This is a genomic window from Desulfobotulus sp., assembly GCF_034006065.1.
In the GTDB taxonomy this organism is placed as follows: Bacteria; Desulfobacterota; Desulfobacteria; order Desulfobacterales; family ASO4-4; genus Desulfobotulus.
This window is the reverse complement of the sequence record NZ_JAVETM010000046.1, coordinates 1-21,992: the sequence shown is the minus strand read 5'-3', so window position 1 is coordinate 21,992 and position 21,992 is coordinate 1. Positions and strand designations below refer to the sequence as shown.

Below are 21,992 nucleotides of genomic sequence, written 5' to 3'. Positions count from 1 at the left end.
CCTTTAAGGCCAGGACCGTCCGGGACAGCTCGCCGCCGGAGGCAATTTTGCTTAAGGGGTTTTCCGTTTCTCCCACATTGGGTGCCATGCAGAACTGGGCGCTTTCTGCTCCCTCTTCCTGAAGGCCCCGTCCCTGATCCTGAAGCCAGGGGGAAGATCCTGCCTCCAGGGGCAGGAGGGCCACCCGGAAGCGGGTGTCCGGCATGCAGAGTTCGGCAAGCTCCTTTTCCACCGCACGACTGAGGCTGGCGGCTGCGTTTTCCCGTTTTCTGGAAAGATCACGGGAGAGAGCCACCACATTTTTGTGCAGGGTGAGGCCTTCTTTTTCAAGAAGGGGGATACGGTTTTCAAGATCCGCAGACTCCCGGCTGCGGTTTTCCAGGGTTTGCTTGTGGCGGATCACGGCGTCAAGGCTGCCCCCGTATTTTTTCTTGAGCTTTCCAAGAAGGTGGAGTCTTGCTTCCACAGCGTCCAGCCGGGCAGGGTCCATGTCCATGGCATCGAGATACTGGCGCAGATGTCCCGCCAGATCTTCGCAGCGCAGGGCCAGGGTTTCGGCATCCGCAGCGGCGCTTTCAAGGCTGGGATCCAGGGTGGCGGCTTTCACCACTTCCCTGCGCAAGCTGGAAAGACGTCCGCTGATGGCCTCTTCCCCTTCATAAAGCTGATCCACCACAAGGTTCAGGGTCTGGGCCAGGGTCTGGGCGTGGCGGAGTTTCTTTCTTTCCGTTTCCAGTGCGCTGTCTTCGTCTGGTTCAGGGTTTGCCTCCTGGATTTCCCGGATCTGGAAGGCGATGAAATCCGCCTCTGCTTCTTCCCTGGCTTTACGACGTTTCAGATTTTCCAGATCTTTCAGGTTTTGCACCAGCAGCCCATAGGCTTGGGCGTAGCGCTGCCTTTCTCCATGAAGACCTGCGTAGTGGTCCAGCATGGAGAGATGAAGGCTTTCATCAAGAAGCCTCTGGTGGGCATGCTGGCCTGCAATGCTGGCCAGCTGGGCCGTGACCTCTCCGAGGAGCTGGGCCGTGGCCATGCGGCCGTTGATGTAGATGCGGTGAGAGCCTGTGACGGAAAGCACCCTGCGGATGTGTAGCCCTTCTTCCGGATTCAGGGCGTTGGCTTCCATGGCCAGGGCCGCAGGGCTTTGGGCCGGAGGGTGGAAAAAGGCTTCCACCTCGGCGTTGTCGTGGCCCTGGCGGATCATGCGGCCATCGGCCCGGCTTCCGAGAATGAGGTTGACCGCCTGGATGATGATGGATTTTCCGGCGCCGGTTTCGCCGGTCATGACGGTCATGCCCCGGTCAAACCGGATTTTCAGATCATCAATGATGGCAAAGTTACGGATGGCAAGTTCGCTGAGCATGGGACCCTTTCTCTCAGGGGTGGGGCAGAATGGGGGTTTTTACGGGGCGAAAATGCTGCCAGAGCTGCCAGATGCGAACAAAGATCAGAGCCGTGAGGATGCGGGGCAGCCAGAGCCACAGCGCAGGAAGACCTAAGGGCAGAAAGAGGGCCGGGTCTTCCACCATGGAGTGGTTGATGGCGATGGATACATGGAGGTTTTCTAAGTCGTCCTTGGGAATGGTGCCGGTCCTGGCCTCTTCCACGATGACGGCGGCTCCATAGCTCAGGCCGAAAAGCACGGCGGTGAGCCACAGGAGGGCTGTGGAGCGGGGAAGTCCCAGAGGCAGAAGAACGGGGCCTGAAATGCGCGCAAGCAAGGCCGCAAGGCCAAGGATTTTGGAAATCTCGATACAGGGCATGAGCACAAGCAGGATCCCGAGGATTTTCATGCAGAGGGCGAGGGTGCTGAGGCCCCAGGCATAAAAGGCTTCTGCAAAGGGCAGAATCTCGTAGGCGGCTGCATGGGGCGAGGCCAGGGGCTGGGGTGGTAGCCAGATGGACACCACCATGACCGTGAGGGTGGCGGCCACCAGGCGGATTGCGGTGATGACAAGGCCATGGATGCCGGAGGCATGCTGCACGGCCCCTTCCTGAATGAGATTGTGGGCGATAAGGAGAAAGATGGCCATGAGGGTGAGGGTATGGGTGTCAAAGGGCAGGGTTCCCATGACGGCAATGGCCCCGTAGATGTTGGTGAGCATGCCGACAATGAGGGGAAAGGCGGCAGCCGGAGGCAGCCCCATGGGCTCCATGAGGAAAGCCATGGCTCCTTCAAGGAAGGGGAGAAGGCCTGTCTGCACGAGAAGGAAGGTGCAGAAACCGATGGGGATGAGGATTTTTAAAATCCAGAGAAGGGAGGTAAAGGCCCTGTGGATTCCGGATTTGAGGCCCGTTGTCAGGGCGGCGGAAAGGGAGGTGTGCATGGAAAATCCTTGCCTGGAGTGGGATACTGAAAAAGACGCTGCCTTGGGTTTCTTTTAGCCTGCCTGGCAAAAGGTTTCAATCCCTGAAGAGGGGAGAAGGGAGGCTTGGCCCAAGGCATAAAAGATAAGGGGCGGAAGCCCTGATTTAAGGAAGGCTTCCGCCCTTTCATGGGAGGAAGGGAGATTCAGGATCTCCCCTTTTTGAGGACGTATGGAAGGCAGGGGGGTGGGGCAGGAATGGGAAGGGATTTTTCAGTGATACAGTTTTTTCTGGAGCCATTCTTTTACTTCGCCCTCCAGCGCGTAAACTCCCCGGTTGTGGCCCACGGATTTGAGAAAAGATTCTTTAAGTCCCGGTGGCAGGGGAATTTTGGCCAGTTCCACGGCTTCCTCGGAGTTTCGGCGGATAAGGTAGATCACCGGTGGATCTTCCCAGGTGTTCACGGTGAAATAATAGGACTTGTCGTGTTTTCCACGTACGGAGTAGCGCAGACCGCCGGGTTTCCAGATTCCGCCCCATTCAAGGTAAAGATTTACCGCATCTTCGGGCGTAAGCTCCCAGTCAATTTCATTGAGAAGGTGAATATCCTTTTTCAGTTCTTCTATGGCGAGCATGGGATGACCTCCTTTTGGGTCTTTGTTGCGTGCGTCTGTTGAAGTATTTATAAGCAGTTTGTGTGCCAGTTTGTTTTTAGTCCATTTTTTTGAGAGTGTTTTTTTGTTTTATTGCTGTTTTTATTGCTTATTACAGCTCTTGGCTTTTTTGGGGCCCCTGGATGCCCGTTCAGGGAGATGGCTGAAAATATGTCTTTTGAATCAACCTTGTCTTATTTTCTGTGTGAGACATGTCCGGGCAGCGTGTTTTTTCAATGATTTGAACGAATCGTCGGGGGCTGTCCTTGTATTTTCGGGAAAATCGGAGTCCTGGGAGTTTGCGGAGGGACATCCATGGGGAGGGTGGAGGCGGGGCTCTATGTCTTGAAATACGAGGATGTGAGGCATCGCAGTCATTCTGGCATGAATCCTGAAAAGGAGAAAAAGCGGAGTCTCCGTATTGCAAGTCGGTGCAGGCGTGTTAAAGTAATCCCATACAGGCGGCCCCTTCTTAAAGGAGGCACGCGGAGAATGACAGTGAAAGCGTGCAACAGGAATATTGAGAAGACCCTGCTTCTTGCGGAAGAAATGCTCTTGCTGGCGGACCAAGGCGATGCAGACCGGGAAGATGCGGGCTGCGGCATCCTGTACGGCATTTTGCGGGATGCGGGGTACAAACTGAAGCAGCTGGCTGAGAAAGAAAAGGCAGCCCATGTGGCCAAAGGGGCATGGGCGGAATAGCAAATTTTTTATGGATTTTCCGTTGTGGAAACGGAAAACGGGAAGGTAAGGCGTTCTCCATGGTTCAGAGGCTTGAAGTATACCGTTGTGATCTGTGTGGCAATGTGGTGGAAGTGATGCATGGGGGGGCGGCCGCCCTTGTCTGCTGCGGTCAGCCCATGGTACATCTTACGGAAAATACAGTGGATGCGGCCAAGGAAAAGCATGTGCCCGTGATTGAGCGCATCCCCGGTGGAGTGAAGGTGGTGGTGGGCAGCGTGGAGCATCCCATGCTGGAAAAACACTATGTTGAATGGATTGAGGTCATCGCCGATAACCGGGTGTATCGCAAGGATCTGAACCCAGGCGAAAAACCCGAGGCGACGTTCATGATTGAGGCCGAAAAGGTTGTGGTGCGGGAATACTGCAATCTTCATGGTGTATGGAAAGCGGAAGGATAGACAGGTTTTTACGAAAAGAACCTGAATGCATTAACCTTCAGAATTAGGAAAGGATGCCCCATGAGCCAATGGAAATGCAGCAACTGTGGCTATCAGATGGAGGCGGAAACCCCTCCGGAGGAATGTCCGTCCTGCAAGAAAACCTGCGAATTTCTCGATAACACCTGTTACACGCCGGACTGCGAAGGTGCAGGCAAGGATGACAGGATACGCTAACGGGCCGGATCTTTCCGGGCCTCTGGCACTGGAAGCGGCAAGGAGGCTGCGGTTTCATGCACCGCAGCCTGTCTCTTGAAGGAGGAGACGCCATGGATGTTGTCCTGCTTTCCCGGTTGCAGTTTGCGGCAACCACGATGTTTCACTTTCTCTTTGTCCCCCTTACCCTGGGCCTTTCCATTCTGGTGGCATGGATGGAAACCCGCTATGCCCGCACAGGGGACGAAACCTACCTGCGGATGACGAAATTCTGGGGAAAACTTTTTCTCATCAATTTTGCCGTAGGCGTGGTTACGGGTATTACCTTAGAATTTCAGTTCGGCACCAACTGGTCCCAGTATTCCGCCTATGTGGGGGATATTTTCGGCTCCCTTCTTGCCATTGAAGCCACGGCTGCCTTTTTCCTGGAATCCACCTTCATCGGCATCTGGATTTTCGGGTGGAAGCGTCTTTCCGCCAAGGTTCACGCAGGGGTGATGTGGATGGTGGCCATTGCGGGCAATGTGTCCGCCATCTGGATTCTCATTGCCAATGCCTGGATGCAGCATCCCGTGGGCTACACCCTCCGGGAGTCCTTCGGGGGACAGCGGGCTGAAATCACGGATTTCATGGCTGTCATCACCCAGAAGTTCGCCTGGCTCACCATCATGCACACCCTTGCGGCCAGCATTGTGCTGGCCTGTTTTTTTGTCATGGGCATCAGCGCCTGGCATCTTCTGAAAAAACAGCATGAAGAGATCTTTACCCGGTCTTTCCGCATGGCGCTGGTTCCCGGTCTCATCTTTTCCCTTTTTGTGGCCATTCAGGGGGATTTCCATGCCGTGGATGTGGCCCATACCCAGCCGGCCAAAATGGCGGCCATGGAATTTCACTGGGAAACCCAGCCCAGCGCACCGAGCTATGTCTTTGCCTGGCCCGATCCCGAAGGGGAGAAAAACAGCATTGAGATCGGCAGGATTCCCGGCCTTCTGAGCTTTCTCATTCACCATGATTTCTCCACCCCGGTCATTGGCTTAAAGGACATTCCCAAGGATGAGCGTCCGCCCATTGCCCTGGTGGGTATGGCCTTCCGGGTGATGGTGGGCCTTGGGGCCTACTTCATCTTTGCCTGTGCCTTAGGCTTTTTCTTCAGAAACCGTCTCATGGAAAAACCCTGGTATCTCAAGATGATGCTCTTTTCCATTCCTCTGCCCTATATCGCCACCCAGGCGGGATGGCTGGTCACGGAGGTGGGCCGTCAGCCCTGGATTGTCTATGGGCTCATGAAAACCACGGATGCGGTTTCTCCGGTTTCCGGCGGGCAGGTGCTTACGAGCCTCATTGCCTTTGTTGTGGTTTACGGTCTGCTGGGGCTTGCCGGATTCACCATGATCGCCAAAAAAGCCATGAAAGGGCCGGATCTGCCCAAGGCGGAGGCCTGATAAACAACGCCGCAGACTGTGCGGATCGGGAGGACAACATCTATGGAACTGCAGGTCATTTGGTTTTTTCTCTGGGGCTTGCTCTGGGCGGCCTTTTTCATGACAGACGGCTTTGATCTCGGGGTGGGCACCCTTTATCCCTTTCTCGGCAGGGATGAAACGGACAAGCGCAAGATGATCAACGCCATCGGCCCTCTCTGGGATGGCAACGAAGTCTGGCTCATCACCGCAGGCGGTGTGACCTTTGCCGCCTTCCCCCTGGTGTACGCCACCATGTTTTCAAGTTTATACACCCCTTTGATGTTCATCCTCTTCGGACTCATCATCCGGGGGGTGAGTTTTGAATTCCGGGGGCTTTCCGAAAGCGCTCTGTGGAAAAAGACCTGGGATGTCTCTATCTTTGTGGGTAGCTTTGTACCGGCCCTTCTTTTCGGTGTGGCCTTTGCCAATATCTTCATGGGGCTTCCCATTGACGGCAAGGGTATTCTCCACGGCAACCTCCTCACCCTCCTCAATCCCTATGGCATCATGGGCGGTCTGCTCTTTGTTCTGCTCTTCATGCAGCACGGAGCCCTGTGGCTCTGCATCCGCACAGGAGAAGATCTTCAGGTAAGGGCCATCCGCACGGTCCGCATGCTTTGGCCCATCGTGCTTGTGGTGCTGGCGGTTTTTGTGGTGGCCAGCGCATTCTATACGGATCTTTTTGCCAACTACCTTGCAACCCCCATCCTCTTTGCCGTACCTGTTCTCGCCGTTTGTGCTTTTATCGGTGTACGGATCCTCCTTGGTAAGGCCCGGTATTTTGCCGCCTGGGGCATGAGTGCTGCGGGCATTGTGGCCACCACCTTTTTCGGGGTGATCGGCCTTTTTCCCAATCTTTTTCCCTCCAGCCTCGACCCGGCGTACAGCCTCAGCGCCATGAATGCCTCGTCAAGCCCCCTGACGCTGACCATCATGCTCTGGGTGGTGGCCTTCCTTGTGCCCCTTGTCATTGCCTATCAGGCCTGGGCCTACTACACCTTCCGTTTTAAGGTGGAAAAGGAAGATTTTACGTATTAAGGTGCCTTTGCCGTAAGGCGCGTTTATTTTAAGGTTCGGATGAAGGTTTTCCATGGGGCGTGCGGGGAAGGAATGGGGCCTCCTGTTCTGACTGGAAACCAACAGCATCAAAAGGAGAAAGACATGAAATACGTTTGTGAGGTGTGTGGCTGGGAATACGATCCTGCGGAAGGAGACAGCGAAGGGGGCATTGCTCCGGGCACGGCCTTTGCCGATCTGCCCGCAGACTGGGCCTGCCCTGTCTGCGGCGCAGGCAAGGACCAGTTCACCGCTGCCTGATATCCTCATCTTGAAGAAAAAAGCCGGAATGCGTCCCTATGGGGGTGCTTCCGGCTTCCTCACCTGTGAAGCCTTTTTGTTAATGATAAGGAAAACACCATGCGACCTGTTGAAATTGCACCCAATATTTTTGAAGTGGGCGTCCGGGACTGGAACATCCGGGATTTCCATGGCTACTCCACCCCTGCGGGCACCACCTACAACGCCTTTCTCATCCGGGGGGAAACCAATGTGCTCATCGACACGGTGAAGGCCGAGTTCACCGAAGAGCTTCTTGCCAATATCCGTGCGGTGATGGATCCCAAAGACATTGATATTGTGGTGAGCAACCACACGGAAATGGATCACTCCGGCGGACTTCCCCGCATCATGGGTGCCGTGGGGGAGGAAAAACCCCTTTACTGCTCCAAGATGGGGGCTAAAAACCTGGCCCGGCATTTCCGTCAGAAGTGGAATCTCAAGGAGGTGGCCTCCGGCGAGGAGCTTGTCATCGGGCCTTCCCGCACCCTCATGTTCCTTGAAACGCGGATGCTGCACTGGCCGGACTCCATGTTCACCTACCTCAAGGAAGAAGGCATTCTCTTTTCCAGCGATGCCTTTGGTCAGCACTATGCGGGAAGCGAGATGTATGACGATCAGATGGAAGCGTCAGAGCTTCTCTTTCATGCCAAGAAATATTACGCCAACATTCTTCTTCCCTTTTCGCCCCTCATCGCCAAGCTTCTGAAATCCGTGCAGGACATGGGCCTTGCCCTGAACCTGATCTGTCCGGATCATGGCATTCTCTGGCGAAAAGATCCTTCCGTGATCCTTGAAGCCTATGACCGCTGGAGCCGTCAGGAGACCCTGGACAAGGCCGTGGTACTCTATGATACCATGTGGCATTCCACGGAAATGATGGCGGATGCCATTGTGAGCGGCCTTGTGGATGCAGGGGTTCGCCAGGTGCGGCCCATCAGTGTGCGCAAATCCCACAGGTCGGACATCATGACGGAAGTGATGGATGCCAAGGCCATTCTGGTCGGATCCCCCACCCTGAACAATCAGATTTTTCCGGCCCTCATGGATGTGCTCACCTACATGAAGGGGCTGAAACCCCAGGGAAAGATGGCCGCTGCCTTTGGCTCCTACGGCTGGAGCGGGGAGGCGGTGAAACTGCTCAATGCCGAGCTTTCAGCCATGGGGTTTGAGTTGCCCGAAGAGGGGCTTCGGGTACAGTATGTGCCGGAGCACGAACAGCTTGTCCTCTGCCATGGACTGGGCAGGCGCATGGGGCTCAGGATACTGGGCAAGGAGGCCTGATGGGCGTGTATGCGGCGGAAGTGGATCTTGTGACCTGCATTCGTTGCGGCATCTGCGTGGAGCTCTGCCCGGAGGTTTTCGGGTGGAGTGCCACGGGTTTTGTGGTGGTGCGGGAAAGTGAAGGGGCTCCTTCCTGCCTTTTCGAGGCCATCCGGAACTGCCCTGCAGACTGTATTCAGGAGCGGGAAAGATAGATGTAAAAAAAGAATCTGGATGGGGAGGGAAGAGCCTTTTTTGTGGGCCCTTTCTTCCCCTGGGCAGCAGCCCTTAAGAAAAACGGTAACCGTACAACATTCAGGGAGGCTGGATGCGGAAAACAGCACTTTTTGTTTTTAATGGCGATCCCATGTGTTTCATCCATGTGTTGCTCAATGGTCTCGACATGCACGAGAGGGGCGACGAGGTGGCCCTTGTGCTGGAGGGGGCTTCCACGGCCCTGCTTCCGGAGCTGGAAAAGGAAGGGCATCCCCTGCATCTTCTGTGGAAGAAGGCCCTGGAAGCGGACATTGTGGCCGGAGTCTGCAAGGCCTGTGCGGCGAAAATGAAAACCCTGGACACGGCTAAGGCCCTTGGCCTTTATCTTCTGGATGACATGCAGGGCCATCCTTCCATGGCGGCGTTCCGGGACGGGGGCTATGATGTGCTGACCTTCTGACGGGAGAAAACCCGTTTTGCCGGGAATCTTTTCAGGGGCAATTCAGGATAAGGGCAGGATCAGGGGAGGCTCCATGGATCGAAGGACATTGAAAGTCCATGTTTTTACCTGTCTTGGGATGGAAGACGTACAGGCCATGGAAGAGGCTCTGTGCCTTCTTCCCGGTCGCAGGGCCATAGGCCCCCTCATGGGAGCTTTCTGCCATGGGGAAGAAGGGGTTCGCTGGCATGCCATTCGAGGGCTGGGCGCTGTGTGTCAGCAATTGTATGAAAAAGACCCCGAAGGCGTCCGCTGGGTGATGCGCAGGCTGATCTGGATGCTCAACGACGAATCCGGCGGCATCGGATGGGGGTGCGGCGAGGCCATGGGAGAGATCATGGCCCGGATTCCCCCCATGGCCCACGAATATCACCGTATTCTTTCTTCTTACCTGGATCCCGAAGGCAATTATCTGGAAAATCCCCTGCTCCAGAGGGGCGTTTTGTGGGGGCTGGCCCGTCTGGGGCAGGCTTCCCCTGTTTTTGTGCGGGACATGAGGCCCCTTCTTTGTCATTATCTTCAAAAAAATGAGCCGGAAATACTTGTTCCTGCCCTGTTTCTTGCGGGTTTTCTGGGGAATGGGGCGTACAGCGGGGAAATCCTTTCACACGTGAATGACACAAGGCAGCTTTCCTTTTATTGGGATGGCCGTTTTATGCCCCTTGAAATCGGAAGACTTGCCGCAGGGGTGCTGGAAAGCGGGGGAAACGGGGTGGGTTCCGGGTAAAAATTTACACAGGCTTTGGTGCGGTGGCGAAGCCATCCGTTAAAAGCCCCTTTTCTTTTAAACGATTTTCTCCCTGCTCTCCTTTCCCATGCCCTCTTCTTTTTTTGTAACGTTTCCATCAGTCCTTGTGTCTTTCTCCTTCGTGAACGGTTGGGGTTTTTCATTCCAGAGGAGGTTTCTGATGCATTACTGGCTTGTCCTGTTGTTCATTCTGGTATCTGCCTCGGTTTCTGCGGGGGAAGCTCCTCCTTTTGGCCCCGGAACATCCCCGGAGCCTGTGCCGGAGCGTCCCCTTTCCCTTAAGGAAATGCTGGATCTTTCCCGGAAACGCAATCCCGGCATGGAGGAGGCCAGGGCGAAGATCCTGGAGGCGGATGCCCTGTTCCGGGAGGCGGGCTCCGGTCTCTGGCCCCGTTTCGGGCTGTCTGTGGCCTGGAGTACGGGGGATGCGCCAAGCTCCTATCTTTTTAAAACCATCGACCAGCGGGAGCTTCCCCAAAACGTGGATTTCAACGATCCCGGCTCCTTCCGTAATACGGAAGCCGCCCTCTGGGGCCGGATGCGGCTTTTTGACGGGGGGCGCACAGGCCTCATGAAGGACATGGCGGATCTCGGGAGGAAAGAAGCGGCCTTTGGCCTTGAGGCGCATACAAACCGTCTGGCCGCTGCGGTGGTTCAGGCCTTTTATCAGGTGAAGGCGGCAGGCGAGTTTCTTTCCATCAGTGAGGAGGCCCTTGCCACCGTGTCCCGCCAGCTCATGGTGATGGAAGTGCAGTATGCGGGGGGCGGGGTGCTGAAGTCCGACCTTCTCTCCCTTGAAGTGCGCCTTGCGGAAGTGAAAGAGGAAAAGGTACGCAGCGAAAACCGTGTGCGCCTTGCAGCTTCTGCCCTGGCGGGGCTTCTGGGATTCTGCCCCGGTACGGGTCTTCTCCCCGGAGAGGCGGATCTGGTGCTCCCGGAACTTCCTTCCGAAGGAGAGGCCGCCATGGCCCTGGCCCTGCATCACAGGGCGGATCTCAAGGGCCTGGGCTTTTCCGTGAACCGGGCGGTAAAGGGAGTTACAGCCGAGGAAAGACGGTTTTTGCCGGAGCTGAATCTTCAGGGACGGTACTGGCATGATGACAGGGACGCGGCCTTTGACCGGAGCCGGGAAAACTGGGAGGTCTCGGTGCAGGCGGACTGGGAGATCTTTGACGGTTTTTCAAGAAGGGCGGGAAAGGATGCGGCCCTTGCCAGGGAAGCGGGTCTGCGCGCCCGCGTTCGGGGGCTTCTTCTTGAGGTACGACTGGATGTGGAAGAAAGCCTTTCTGCTGTGGCCGAAGCCTCCGCCCGGTATCAGGTGGCGGAAAAGGCCGTGGATCTGGCTGCGGAATCTTTCGATCTGGTGCATAGGGAATACGAGGGCGGAGCGGCCACCATCACCCGTTATCTTCAGGCGGAGCTGGATTACAACCGGGCCAGGGTTCGGAAAACGGCGGCTTTTTATGACAGGGAAAGGGCCAGGGCGGATCTTGCCAGGGCCCTGGGACTGCTTTCCGGGGAGGTGTGAGATATGAGGGGCAGGCAGGGAAGGATTCGGTCTTTGGGAAAGATCCGGTTTTGGGGAACGGTTCTGGTTTGCATGCTGCTTCTGGGGGCCTGCGGAGACACATCCTCTCCCCCTCTCAAGGTTTTTGAATTCCTTCCGGAACCGGAAGCCACGGTGCTGGCCATTTCCGGAGAGCGGGAGGAATGGCAGGAGGCCGTGGGAACCGTCCGGCCCCGCACGGAATCCAGCATTGAGGCCCAGATTGCGGGTCAGGTGCGGGAGGTGGCGGTGCGGTCGGGCAGCCGTGTGGAAAAGGGGGATCCCCTGATTCTGCTGGATGACCGTCAGGTGCGGGCCCGCATGGAGCAGGCCAGGGAAGCCCTCAGTGCCGCAGAATCCGGCCGTCAGCAGACAAGACAGGCCATTGCTGCAGCGGATGCGGCCCTGGATGCGGCGCGGGCGGATCATGATCGGATTCAGGGCTTTTTTGCCCAGGGAGCCGCCACCCAGCGTCAGGTGGAGCAGGCCACATCCGCCTTCCGTCAGGCCGAGGCCCATGCGGCCCGTGCCAGGGAAGGACTTCTGGCGTCGGAGGCCTCCATCCGTCAGGCCAGAGAAGTGCTGCGGGAGGCGGAAATCGCCCATGGCTACACCCGCATCACAGCACCGGAATCCGGCGAGGTTCTGAAGCGGCTGGTGGAACCGGGGGATACGGCGGTTCCGGGAAAGCCCCTGCTCCTCCTTCAGACCAGCGGTTTTCTGAGGCTTGAAGCCTATGTGCGGGAAGGTCTTTTTTCAAAGGTGAAACCCGGAGAAAAGCTCTGGGTACGCATCAACACCCTGAACGCGGAATTTCCCGCTGGGGTGGAGGAAGTGGTGCCCTATGCGGATCCCAAAAGCCGCACCTTCCTTGTGAAGGTGGCCCTGCCCGTGAAGGAAGGCCTGTATCCGGGCATGTTCGGCACCCTGCGCATTCCTGTGGGAAGCCGTGCTGCGGTCTGGATTGAAGAAGACGCCATCCGGAAGGTGGGGCAGCTTGCCCTTGTCGAGGTGCAGGTGGAAGATCGCTGGGAGCGGCGTTTTGTCACCACGGGCGAAAGAATGGGAGGGGGCATGATCGAAATTCTCTCCGGCCTTGAAGGCGGTGAAAAGGTGGCCCTTTCCCGGGGGAGGAAGGATTCATGAACATGCAGCCTGCCCTTTCCGGCCCGCCCACCGGGGTGGTGATGGGCCTTGTCCGTCAGTTCCTTTCCTCAAGGCTTTCTCCCATTGTGGTGGCCGCCGCCCTGATTCTGGGATTTTTTTCCGTTCTCCTTACGCCCAAGGAGGAAGAACCCCAGATTGTGGTGCCCCTTGCGGATATTTTTGTGAATGCTCCCGGTGCTTCGGCAAAGGAGGTGGAGCAGCTGGTGGCAACCCCCCTGGAGCGCCTGCTCTGGCAGATCGACGGGGTGGAGTATGTCTATTCCATGTCCCATCAGGATCATGCCGTGGTGACGGTGCGTTTTTATGTGGGGGAAGACCGGGAGGCGGCCCTGGTGCGCCTTCACAACCGGATCATGATGAACCAAGACCTGGCTCCGGCCATCGTGCGGGGCTGGCTCATCAAGCCCGTTGAGATTGATGATGTGCCCATTGTGACCTTCACCCTGCATTCGGAAGCCCATGATGACCACGCCCTGCACCGCATGGGGGCGGAGATGCTGGCAAGGCTTTCCGAGGTGAAGAATGTCTCCCGCACGGAAATGGTGGGCGGCAGAAGGCAGGAGGTGCGGGTTGCCCTGGCCCCGGATCGCATGGCGGGTTTCGGGGTGGATGTGGATGCGGTGCTGCGGGCCCTTGCCACCTCCGACGTGTCCGTGAGCGCGGGCCGGATCAGTCAGGCCAACCGCAGTTTCATGGTGGCTTCCAACGCTTTTTTAAAGGATGTGGGAGACGTTTCTTCCCTGGTGGTGGGGGTACATGAAGGCAGGCCCGTCTATCTTAAGGATGTGGCGGAGATCATCAGCGGCCCGGAAGAGGCCCTTTCCCATTCCCGTTTCAGTCTGGGCGTGGGTCATGGGGGAGAGGGGATGGAGGCGAGGGCTGCCGTTACCCTGGCTGTGGCAAAGAAGCGGGGCACCAATGCCGTGACCGTTGCCGATGATGTGGTCAGGAAAATGGAAAGCCTGAAAAGGGAGATTCTGCCTCAGAATGTTTTCGTTTCCGTGACCCGCAACTACGGAGAAACGGCCAGCGAGAAAGTATCCGGCCTCCTCCTTTCTCTGGGTTTTGCCGTGGTTTCCGTGGTGCTGCTTCTGGCCTTCACCCTGGGCTGGCGGGAAGCCCTTGTGGTGGCCGTCGCCGTTCCTTTGAGCTTTTCCCTGGCCCTTTTTGTGAATTTTGTGGCAGGCTACACCATCAACCGGGTGACCCTTTTTGCCCTCATCCTTTCTCTGGGCCTTGTGGTGGATGATCCCATCACCAATGTGGACAATATCCAGCGCAACATCCGAAAAGGAATCCTGCCCCCTGAGGAGGCCACCCTTGTGGGCGTAAAAGAGGTATTGTCTCCTGTGCTCATGTCCACCGTGGCCATCATCCTCTGCTTTGTGCCCCTTTTTTTCATCACCGGCATGATGGGGCCCTACATGGCACCCATGGCGGTGAACGTTCCCCTGACCGTGACCTTCTCCACCCTCTGGGCCCTGACCATCGTTCCCTGGCTGTCCTGGCTTCTCTTGAAAAACCGCTTTTCCGGAAAGACCCTTCCTTCTTCTGAGACGGAAGGGTCCGGCGTACATCCGGGGATTCAGGATTTTTATCGCAGACTGATGACGCCCTTTCTCGCCTCCCGCAGAAACCGTTTTGCCCTTCTTGGCGGCATTCTTTTTCTGTTTGCGGGCTGCATCTCCCTTGTGTTTCTGCGTCAGGTGCCCCTGAAGCTTCTGCCCTTTGACAACAAATCCGAATTTCAGGTCATGCTGGAGATGCCCGCAGGTACACCGCTGGAAGCCACGGATGCGGTGGTGCGGGAGTTTGAGCATTACCTGCGTTCCGTGCCGGAGGTAAGGGAGGTGATCAGCTTCACAGGTGTGGCCTCTCCCATGGACTTTAACGGTATGGTGCGGCACTACTACCTGCGCGAAGGGCCGCATCTTGCCGATATCCGGGTGAATCTCGTGGATAAGGGAGAGCGGGATCTCCAGAGCCACGGGCTTGTGCTGCGCCTGAGGCCGGAGCTGGAGGTCCTGGCCCAGAGACGGGGGGTGAGCCTGCAGCTTGTGGAAGTGCCGCCCGGCCCCCCTGTGCTTTCCACCCTGGTGGCGGAAATCTATGGCAGGGAAGACATGCCCTACGAAGCCCTTCTTGCCGGAGCGGCCCATGTGCGGACTGTGATGGCCGATGAACCCTTTGTCACGGATCTCGACATCATGCCCAAGGAAGGGGGAGCCCGTCTCTCTTTTGTGGTGGATCGGGAAAAAGCGGCCCTGCACGGCATTTCCGTGGAGACCCTTCTCCGGAGCCTTGAGACCGCCGTGGGCGGAAAGGTGGCCGCCACCCTGCATCAGGAGGGAGAGCGTTCGCCTCTGCCCATCCGGGTGGTGCTTCCGAGGGAAGTCCGTAGCTCCGAAGCCGGTCTGGGCAGTCTTCCCCTGAAAACCGCCACGGGGGACACCCTGCCTCTGGCAGAGCTGGTGACCGTGGTGCGGGAACAGGAGGATACCCCCATCTATCACAAGAATCTGGCGCGGGTGGTGTATGTGACAGGAGACATGGCGGGTAAATCCCCTGCGGAAGGGGTACTGGATGGGATGGCAAGTCTGAAGGCCCGGCCTCCGGCCGAGGGTATCCGCGTTGAGTGGGCCGGGGAAGGGGAGTGGAAGATCACCCTCAATGTGTTCCGGGACATGGGCCTTGCGTTTGCCGGAGCCCTGCTCGGCATTTATCTTCTGCTTGTGATCCAGTCGGGCAGTTTTGGCCTGCCCCTTCTCATCATGATGGCCATTCCCCTGACCCTTCTGGGTATTCTGCCGGGCTTCTGGCTTCTGAACCTCATGGGCGCTCCTGCCATCGGGCCCTATGCCAATCCCGTTTTTTTCACGGCCACCTCCATGATCGGCATGATCGCCCTGGGCGGTATTGTGATCCGAAACTCCCTTGTGCTGGTGGAGTTCATCCAGGAGGCTGTGGGCAGGGGCATGGCCCTTTCCGAGGCCATTCTCCAGAGTGGGGCCATTCGTCTGAGGCCCATTGTGCTCACTGCCCTCACCACCGCCATTGGTGCGGCTCCCATCACCTTTGATCCGGTGTTTTCCGGTCTGGCCTGGGCCCTGATTTTCGGGCTTTTTGCCTCCACCCTCTTTACCCTCATTGTGGTGCCCGTTACCTATTACGCGCTTTTCAGAGAAAAGGATGCCTGATGGGGGGATTCCAGGTGTCCACCGGCGAGACATTTGAAAATCCGGCGGTTATTCCGAATATCTCCCTGCGTCTCTTGGGCTTATCTTCACTTTTGCGTTGCTTTTACTGAGAGTGGAATGGGGATATGGACGAACGGTGAAGAACGGTCGTTTTTTTTCTCTCTCTGGGAGAGGGGCCGGGGGTGAGGGCAGAAAATCGCAAAACCACCCGGGCCATTGATTTATTGTCAAAGATTTTAAAAAGCTGCAAAGCCAGGCGTTTTTTTTGAATAATAACAAGATTTTAGTTTTTTAGCCACAGGGCCGCTGCCCCCATATCAGGCAAGCCCTTGGCCTAACAGGTGAATGTGGTTTTCATCTAGCTGTTTTGTTCTTTCGCAGATATTGCCGAGACTTTTGTCCTGATCAAAGCGTCTTGGTGCTTGACAAATTGCGTCATTGTTTGACGTAAAATGACATAAAAACCTGACCACTTCCCTCCTTTTCCCTGCCTCCATCTCTGCTTTTTTGTATGTACCCCCCTTTCAAGCCTTCTTCAGGCATTTTTATTCTGTTGTGTTATGGGTCGGTATGTTTTTTGCATTGTTGCCCTGACAATGTTCGCAGTGTTTTAACCCGCCAAGGTATTGGTTCCGTCTGCAGAAATGTGTTGCTCCCGTGGGGTGTCCGGGATGATTTTCAGGATCAGGAGGCATGCGCCCGCAGGGGCTTGATGCCCTGACCTTTCCGCCCTTGTGTTCAGGATGGTTTTATATGTCTTTTATCAGAATCCGGTACGGGATTGCCGCCCTTGTCGCGGCGATGTTCCTGTCTGTGTTCAGCTGGCGTGTTTGTTGGGGAAGCACTTTTAATGGCGAACCGGATTTGCCACGGAGCTTTCCGTATCCGGGGCGTTCTCTTTCGAGCGGAGACGGTGCCTGCGTCTTTTATGGGGCTTTTTTCCCATACCACAAGGCCCCTTACAATAAAAGCCGATCAGGCTTTCGGATGGAATATGACAAAACGCAAGAAAAAAAACGCGCTGGCCAGTGCCCTGCGCGCACAGCATGCTTTGAAAAAGAAACAATCCCAAATCAGAGCGAATACCCATTTCAGACCCCTGCGTACCTTCCTCAAGGCCTGCCCTGATGCATGGCTCACAGCAATGCTGGAAGAGGCAAGGCCGGTTCTGGAGCAGGCCATACAGGCCAGCTGCCAAAAGAGAATCTGCATCTTTTTATCCTTTACGGATGGAGTCCGTCGCGCCAGGGTGCTGCATGCGCCGGGCTATGATTTTGGGCATGTCTGGAAAAATCTGATGCGGACCGTGCAGCAGGTTCATCCCAAACCCTTTAAAATCCGCTGGCTCAGGGTGGACTGGATTCAGGATTTTCAAGAAAAAACCTGGGCAGAGCTGAAGAGGGAGCTGAGCCTGAGTAAACGGAATTATTTTCGTTATGGAATCGCCCTTGATGAGAATTTCAACCATGCCTTCCTTGAAATGGAACTCAACGCCAATGCCATGCTTTATCCGGAAAAGGAACAGGCTAAGGCGGAGCTGAATGAGGCAAACTTTGTAAGATACGCAAAAACCCGGTTCGGAAACGGGATTTCTCCGGATTTCTCCGACGATAAGCCCGTGTGTACCTTCACAACGGAAGCCATCCTTTTCCAGCCGGGAAAAGCACCGCTATGCCTTCATGGGTACAGTGGCGGCAAGGAAGGTAGAGATACGGGACGCCGCATCCTGGAGCAGCTTGACAGGGATACGGCCTGTCAGTGCATCCGTGATGCCAGTATTTTCCTTGCGGATCAGCTGAATGCAAAGGGTCGCTTTGTCTATGGCATGCATCCCTGTTTTGACAGGGAAATCAATACCTACAACACCCTGCGCCATGCCAGCACCACCTACAGTATGCTGGAAGCCTGGGAAGTAACGCAGTCAGAAAGCCTGAAGGCCGCCATAGATAGAAGCCTTGGGTGTCTTACAAAGGAGCTGATACGCAGCTATTCCCTTGCAGACGGCCGGAACCCGGCATTTCTTGTGGATCTCGACGATGAAATCAAGCTCGGCGGCAATGCCGTCTGCCTGCTCGCCCTTGTCAAGTACACCGAACTGACTGAAGATAATCAGTTTCTTCCCCTGATGGAGAGCCTTGGCCTTGGCATCCTTCTCATGCAGAACCCGGATACGGGTCAGTTTTGCCACGTACTCCATGCTGGAACCCTGAAAATAAAAGAGCAGTTCCGCATCATTTATTATGACGGGGAGGCCGCCTTTGGCCTGATGCGCCTTTACGGGCTCACAAAGGATGAACGCTGGCTGCGTACCGTGGAAAAAGCCTTTGAATACTTCATTGCAAAAAACCACTGGAGAGCCAATGACCACTGGCTGAGCTATTGCGTAAACGAGCTGACCCTCTACCGCCCTGAAGAAAAATATTACCGCTTCGGCATAGAAAATGTTGCAGGGCATCTGGATTTTGTGCTGGAGCGCATCACCACCTTTCCCACCCTGCTGGAACTGATGATGGCGGCCCACAAGATGATTGTCCGTCTGAAGAAAGACCCGGACAACAGCCATCTTCTTCATGCACTGGATATGGACAAGTTCTACCATGCGCTGGAACACCGCGCCCGTTATCTGCTCAACGGCCATTTCTGGCCGGAATTTGCCATGTTCTTTGAAAACCCCCAGCGCATTCTGGGCAGCTTTTTCATACGCCACCATGCCTTCCGGGTACGCATTGATGATGTGGAACATTATCTTTCGGGCTTTGTGACATACCTACACCATTATCTGGATGGGGCATCATCGTCGTGGGGAGGAGATTTTCATGACAGGCCAGATCATGGCGAAAAATCAGTACAGGATGTTGTCCCTGAAGATGCAGAGGAAACAAAAAAGCCTGACTTCGATTCTTCCCCATATTACTCCATGAAATCATGTGCAAAAATTGTGTGGGGTGGAGATGTGAATCTTGGACGGAGGCAGCACTACCGTACCCGGGAACTGAGCGCTGACAGGGTTCTGGATCTTAAAAGGCTCAGAAGCGCAGATCTCAGCATTGTGAACCTGGAGTGTGTTGTGGCCACAACAGGAAAGCAGGGCATTCCCAAAGGAGAGGGTGGCCCCTATTATTACCGGGCAAGGCCGGAAATGCTGGAAATCCTGACATCTGCCGGTGTGGATGTGGTGACTTTGGCCAACAATCACAGCGGCGATTACGGCCCGGCAGCGTTATGGCAGCAGTCTCTTATTCTGGATGATCTGGGCATCGGCCATGCCGGGACGGGATATGATCTGAATACGGCCCTTAAACCTGTTTTCCGGCGGGCCGGAGATCTCAATGTGGCTATTTTTTCCATAGACACCACCCAGCATCGTTTTGCGGCAGGACATAGCAGTCCCGGAACCGCATGGCTGCCCATGAACAATCCAGCCTACAGCCATGATATGCTCCGTCCCCGCATTGAAAAGGCCAGGGAAACAGCAGATATTGTTTTTGTGGCCGTTCACTGGGGAGACAACCATGCCTCTGAGCCGGATGCAAATGAAATCCGTTTCGGTCATACCCTCATTGATGCGGGTGCGGATGCTGTGCTGGGGGCGTCAGCTCATCGTCTTCAGGGCATGGAGGTGTACCGGAACAGGCCCATCATCCATGACGCGGGCGATCTGCTCTTTGATTCCGTCAGGTCGAATCTGGCAGACAGCGGTCTCTTTGAACTCGAGGCCTGCCATCACGGTGTTCTCGCCGTTCATTTCATACCTGTGGGAACAGGTTTCGGTTTTTCAGAATGCCTGCATGGGCAGGAGGCGTTCCGTGTCAGCAGCCATATGCAGGAGCTCAGCTTCAGACTGGGCACGAAACTGCAGGTAAATGGAGATGGTACTGCCAGCCTGAGACTGAATCCGGAGCCAAAGGAGAAAAAATATTTTACCCCGGCCCCATTCACCCGCTACAGACCCGAAACCCTCCTTGATTACAGGCCTGGCCCGGATTACGGACAGGTTGCCGGAGTTCCTGCGGCATATGCCATTGACCCTGTATCCTTTCAGGGTATTCAGCTCCTTGGTATCCGGGTTGATCCCGTAGAGTTGAAACAGCGCAGTATGCTCTGGGTAGAAAGCTGGTGGTTGGCTGATGCGCCTGTGGCGGAGGATTACCGAATTGACTGCCGGGCTGTTCCCGTAAAACCATGCAGAATGCCAGAGTGGGGCAGGGAGATGGATCATGATCCCTGTGACTGGATGCAGCCAACGGGCCGCTGGGTGCCTGGCAGAATTTACAGGGATTTTTATGGCCTGAGGCCGCCACAGATGAATCAGTTGGAAAATATCCCTCTTCAGGTGGAAGTGCGGATAACAGGCAAGGATAAGGCTGACACCGTGTACGTGCATCCGGAAAAAATCACGCTCGCCATCCCGGGTAAGGATACCCCGTCTCCTCTCCGTTACCGGACTGAGTTTCCGGCAGATCTTCTCACATGCCAGCCCGGACGGACCTGGACGGCAGAGCAGCTTGCCCTTGTAACCGGGGGAAAATGGCTGGTGCCGCCCGAGAAAGGCTGGTTTGTACGCTCCATTGTCAACGGTAAAAAACATTTACCCATGCGGCCAGGCCCGACGCTTTTTGCAGCCCATACCAACCATGAGCGCAAACGTCACGAAGGATCCACTCAGCCTGTGAAGGGTCTGGGAGATCGGCACCTGCTTCTTGCTGAAATGGCCCATGAGCTGGGGGGGGCCATTGTAAGTCGCCCTGTTCCTGATCTGCCCATAGATTTTCCTCAGCTGCTGGTTGCAGATCCCATAAAGGCCATTATGGAATTGGGGTTTGCCGCACGTCAGCGCTTTGCGGGCCCTGTTATTGCGGTGACAGGTACTGCCGGGAAATCCACAACTGTGGCCCTCATTAAAACCCTCTTTGAAGAGGGGCAATGCCTTGCAAGCGTAGATAACTATAATTCACGGGTAGGAGCACCTTTGCAGTTGGCAAGCCTTTCCCAGGATTACAGGGCTGCAGTCATAGAAGTGGCCCAGTCCGCCCTGTGGATGCAGCGAGGGCCTGTTACCCGGCTGATTCGCCCGACGGTTTCACTGATTACTGAAATTGGTCTTTCCCAGACCAGATCCATGGTGAAAACCATAAAGGATGTGGCAAGGTGGAAGTCCAGAATTTTTGACGGTCTTGTACCCGGTGGCACAGCTATTTTAGGTGAGCACCTTCCCCATTATGACACTGTGCTTTCCCAGGCTCAGCGTCATGCTGGCCGCATCATCACCTTTGGTTCCAGCGAAGGGGCATCCCTGCGTATTCTCGGCATCAGTGCCCTTAAGAATGGCTCCCGCCTCACCCTTGCTCTGAATGGTGCTGAAAAAACAATGGATATCCCTTTCAAGAGAGAAGGTATGCTGCACAATGCCATGGCAGCACTTGCCGTGGCCCATGCCCTGGATATGGATCTGAAAGTATCGGCAGATCGCATGTACCGTTATGTGCCTGACGAAGGCCGAATGCAGCACGCCGTCTGTTCCATGTCCTGCGGTGATGTTTACATCATTGATGACAGCTGGAATGCGGTGGTGATTTCCATGCTGAATGCCTTTTTGGTTCTGAAAGATTCTCCCTGCGAAGGCAGAAAAATTGCCGTACTGGGCCGCATTGTACACCTTGGTGATATGGCACCTGAGCTTCATGCGCAACTGGCAACGCCTTTAATGGAGACGGGAGTGGCCCATGTCCTGACCCATGGTGAAGAGATGTTTTTTTTAAGGGAAAAGCTGCCAAAAGGCATGCTGGGGCCCCACTTTGACAAGGCAGCGCCGCTTTGTGACTATCTGGAGAATTTTTTGAAAAATAAAGACTTGGTTTTGTTGAAAGGCTCGCGTCGGGATTCGGATTTCGGCGATATTTCAAAATGGTTTTCAGGCTTAAGGCAAGGAGGGAGGTGAAATCCAGCGGTCTGCACCACCCGGATATGCACAGCACGGCCTATATGACATGGCAGGGATGGGGCAGCAATATTCAGGCTTCCAGCCAGGGGGCAAAGCCCCGACACCGAAAACATTTTATCCATTTATGATGGACTCGCAAAAAGTCTCAGGCCACATTTTGTGAGAAAAAGTTGAAAAGATTGTTACGCTCATTTTCTACAGTTGGGAGACCTTTTTTGTCCAAAATGCCTGTAATTACTATGTCGCATTTTGTAAAAGCCCCAAAAGGTGGTGCCACAGAATTGAAATTTAATATTGTTTTTAAAGAAGTTATAGCATAA

Annotated in this window: 17 protein-coding genes; 14 read left to right on the top strand and 3 right to left on the bottom strand. The window is 55.6% G+C overall.

Annotation, left to right across the window (positions count from 1 at the left end; genetic code table 11):
- From RBR60_RS14085 to RBR60_RS14075, 3 genes are all read right to left on the bottom strand, one after another.
- Positions 1-1,363, bottom strand: a 1,363-nt coding sequence (locus RBR60_RS14085; RefSeq protein WP_320357895.1) for a DNA repair protein RecN, incomplete at its 3' end; no start/stop codon positions are given.
- Between the two features lie 13 nt (positions 1,364-1,376).
- Positions 1,377-2,327 (bottom strand): nucleoside recognition domain-containing protein, encoded by a 951-nt coding sequence (locus tag RBR60_RS14080; RefSeq protein WP_320357893.1) that lies wholly within the window; start codon positions 2,325-2,327, stop codon positions 1,377-1,379.
- A 252-nt stretch (positions 2,328-2,579) separates the two neighbouring features.
- On the bottom strand, positions 2,580-2,942 hold the full coding sequence (locus RBR60_RS14075; protein ID WP_320357891.1) for a DVU0772 family protein: 363 nt from the start codon (positions 2,940-2,942) through the stop codon (positions 2,580-2,582).
- 510 nt (positions 2,943-3,452) lie between these two features.
- Here RBR60_RS14075 and RBR60_RS14070 point away from each other — a divergent pair.
- The 14 genes from RBR60_RS14070 (at position 3,453) to RBR60_RS14005 (ending at position 21,669) form a co-directional block, all read left to right on the top strand.
- Positions 3,453-3,662 (top strand): hypothetical protein, encoded by a 210-nt coding sequence (locus RBR60_RS14070; protein WP_320357889.1) that lies wholly within the window; start codon positions 3,453-3,455, stop codon positions 3,660-3,662.
- 59 nt (positions 3,663-3,721) lie between these two features.
- Positions 3,722-4,102, top strand: a complete 381-nt coding sequence (locus RBR60_RS14065; RefSeq protein ID WP_320357887.1) for a desulfoferrodoxin — start codon at positions 3,722-3,724, stop codon at positions 4,100-4,102.
- A gap of 60 nt (positions 4,103-4,162) precedes the next feature.
- Positions 4,163-4,318: a rubredoxin-like domain-containing protein gene (locus RBR60_RS14060; protein ID WP_320357885.1), complete on the top strand. Its 156-nt coding sequence runs from the start codon at positions 4,163-4,165 to the stop codon at positions 4,316-4,318.
- A gap of 92 nt (positions 4,319-4,410) precedes the next feature.
- Complete coding sequence (locus RBR60_RS14055) at positions 4,411-5,739, top strand: cytochrome ubiquinol oxidase subunit I (RefSeq protein ID WP_320357897.1); 1,329 nt, start codon at positions 4,411-4,413, stop codon at positions 5,737-5,739.
- Positions 5,740-5,781: 42 nt separating this feature from the next.
- The gene (cydB, locus tag RBR60_RS14050; RefSeq protein ID WP_320357883.1) at positions 5,782-6,798 is read left to right on the top strand and encodes a cytochrome d ubiquinol oxidase subunit II; all 1,017 of its coding nucleotides are present in this window, start codon (positions 5,782-5,784) and stop codon (positions 6,796-6,798) included.
- A gap of 123 nt (positions 6,799-6,921) precedes the next feature.
- Positions 6,922-7,077, top strand: a complete 156-nt coding sequence (rd, locus tag RBR60_RS14045; RefSeq protein ID WP_320357881.1) for a rubredoxin — start codon at positions 6,922-6,924, stop codon at positions 7,075-7,077.
- Between the two features lie 99 nt (positions 7,078-7,176).
- A complete protein-coding gene (locus RBR60_RS14040) occupies positions 7,177-8,379 on the top strand; it encodes an FprA family A-type flavoprotein (RefSeq protein ID WP_320357879.1) in 1,203 nt (400 codons plus the stop codon).
- Positions 8,379-8,573, top strand: coding sequence for a ferredoxin (locus RBR60_RS14035; RefSeq protein ID WP_320357877.1), 195 nt, complete (start codon positions 8,379-8,381; stop codon positions 8,571-8,573). The genes RBR60_RS14040 and RBR60_RS14035 overlap by 1 nt, the downstream gene beginning before the upstream one ends.
- A gap of 113 nt (positions 8,574-8,686) precedes the next feature.
- Positions 8,687-9,034 carry a cytoplasmic protein gene (locus tag RBR60_RS14030; RefSeq protein WP_320357875.1) on the top strand — a complete coding sequence of 116 codons (348 nt, stop codon included), beginning with the start codon at positions 8,687-8,689 and terminating at the stop codon, positions 9,032-9,034.
- 73 nt (positions 9,035-9,107) lie between these two features.
- A complete protein-coding gene (locus RBR60_RS14025) occupies positions 9,108-9,800 on the top strand; it encodes a DVU0298 family protein (RefSeq protein WP_320357873.1) in 693 nt (230 codons plus the stop codon).
- A 181-nt stretch (positions 9,801-9,981) separates the two neighbouring features.
- Positions 9,982-11,349 (top strand): TolC family protein, encoded by a 1,368-nt coding sequence (locus tag RBR60_RS14020; RefSeq protein ID WP_320357871.1) that lies wholly within the window; start codon positions 9,982-9,984, stop codon positions 11,347-11,349.
- 72 nt (positions 11,350-11,421) lie between these two features.
- Positions 11,422-12,513, top strand: coding sequence for an efflux RND transporter periplasmic adaptor subunit (locus RBR60_RS14015; protein ID WP_320357869.1), 1,092 nt, complete (start codon positions 11,422-11,424; stop codon positions 12,511-12,513).
- Positions 12,510-15,731: an efflux RND transporter permease subunit gene (locus RBR60_RS14010; protein WP_320357867.1), complete on the top strand. Its 3,222-nt coding sequence runs from the start codon at positions 12,510-12,512 to the stop codon at positions 15,729-15,731. Before RBR60_RS14015 ends, RBR60_RS14010 begins: the two co-directional genes overlap by 4 nt.
- A gap of 994 nt (positions 15,732-16,725) precedes the next feature.
- Positions 16,726-21,669: a CapA family protein gene (locus RBR60_RS14005; protein ID WP_320357865.1), complete on the top strand. Its 4,944-nt coding sequence runs from the start codon at positions 16,726-16,728 to the stop codon at positions 21,667-21,669.
- The last annotated feature ends 323 nt before the right edge of the window (positions 21,670-21,992 follow it).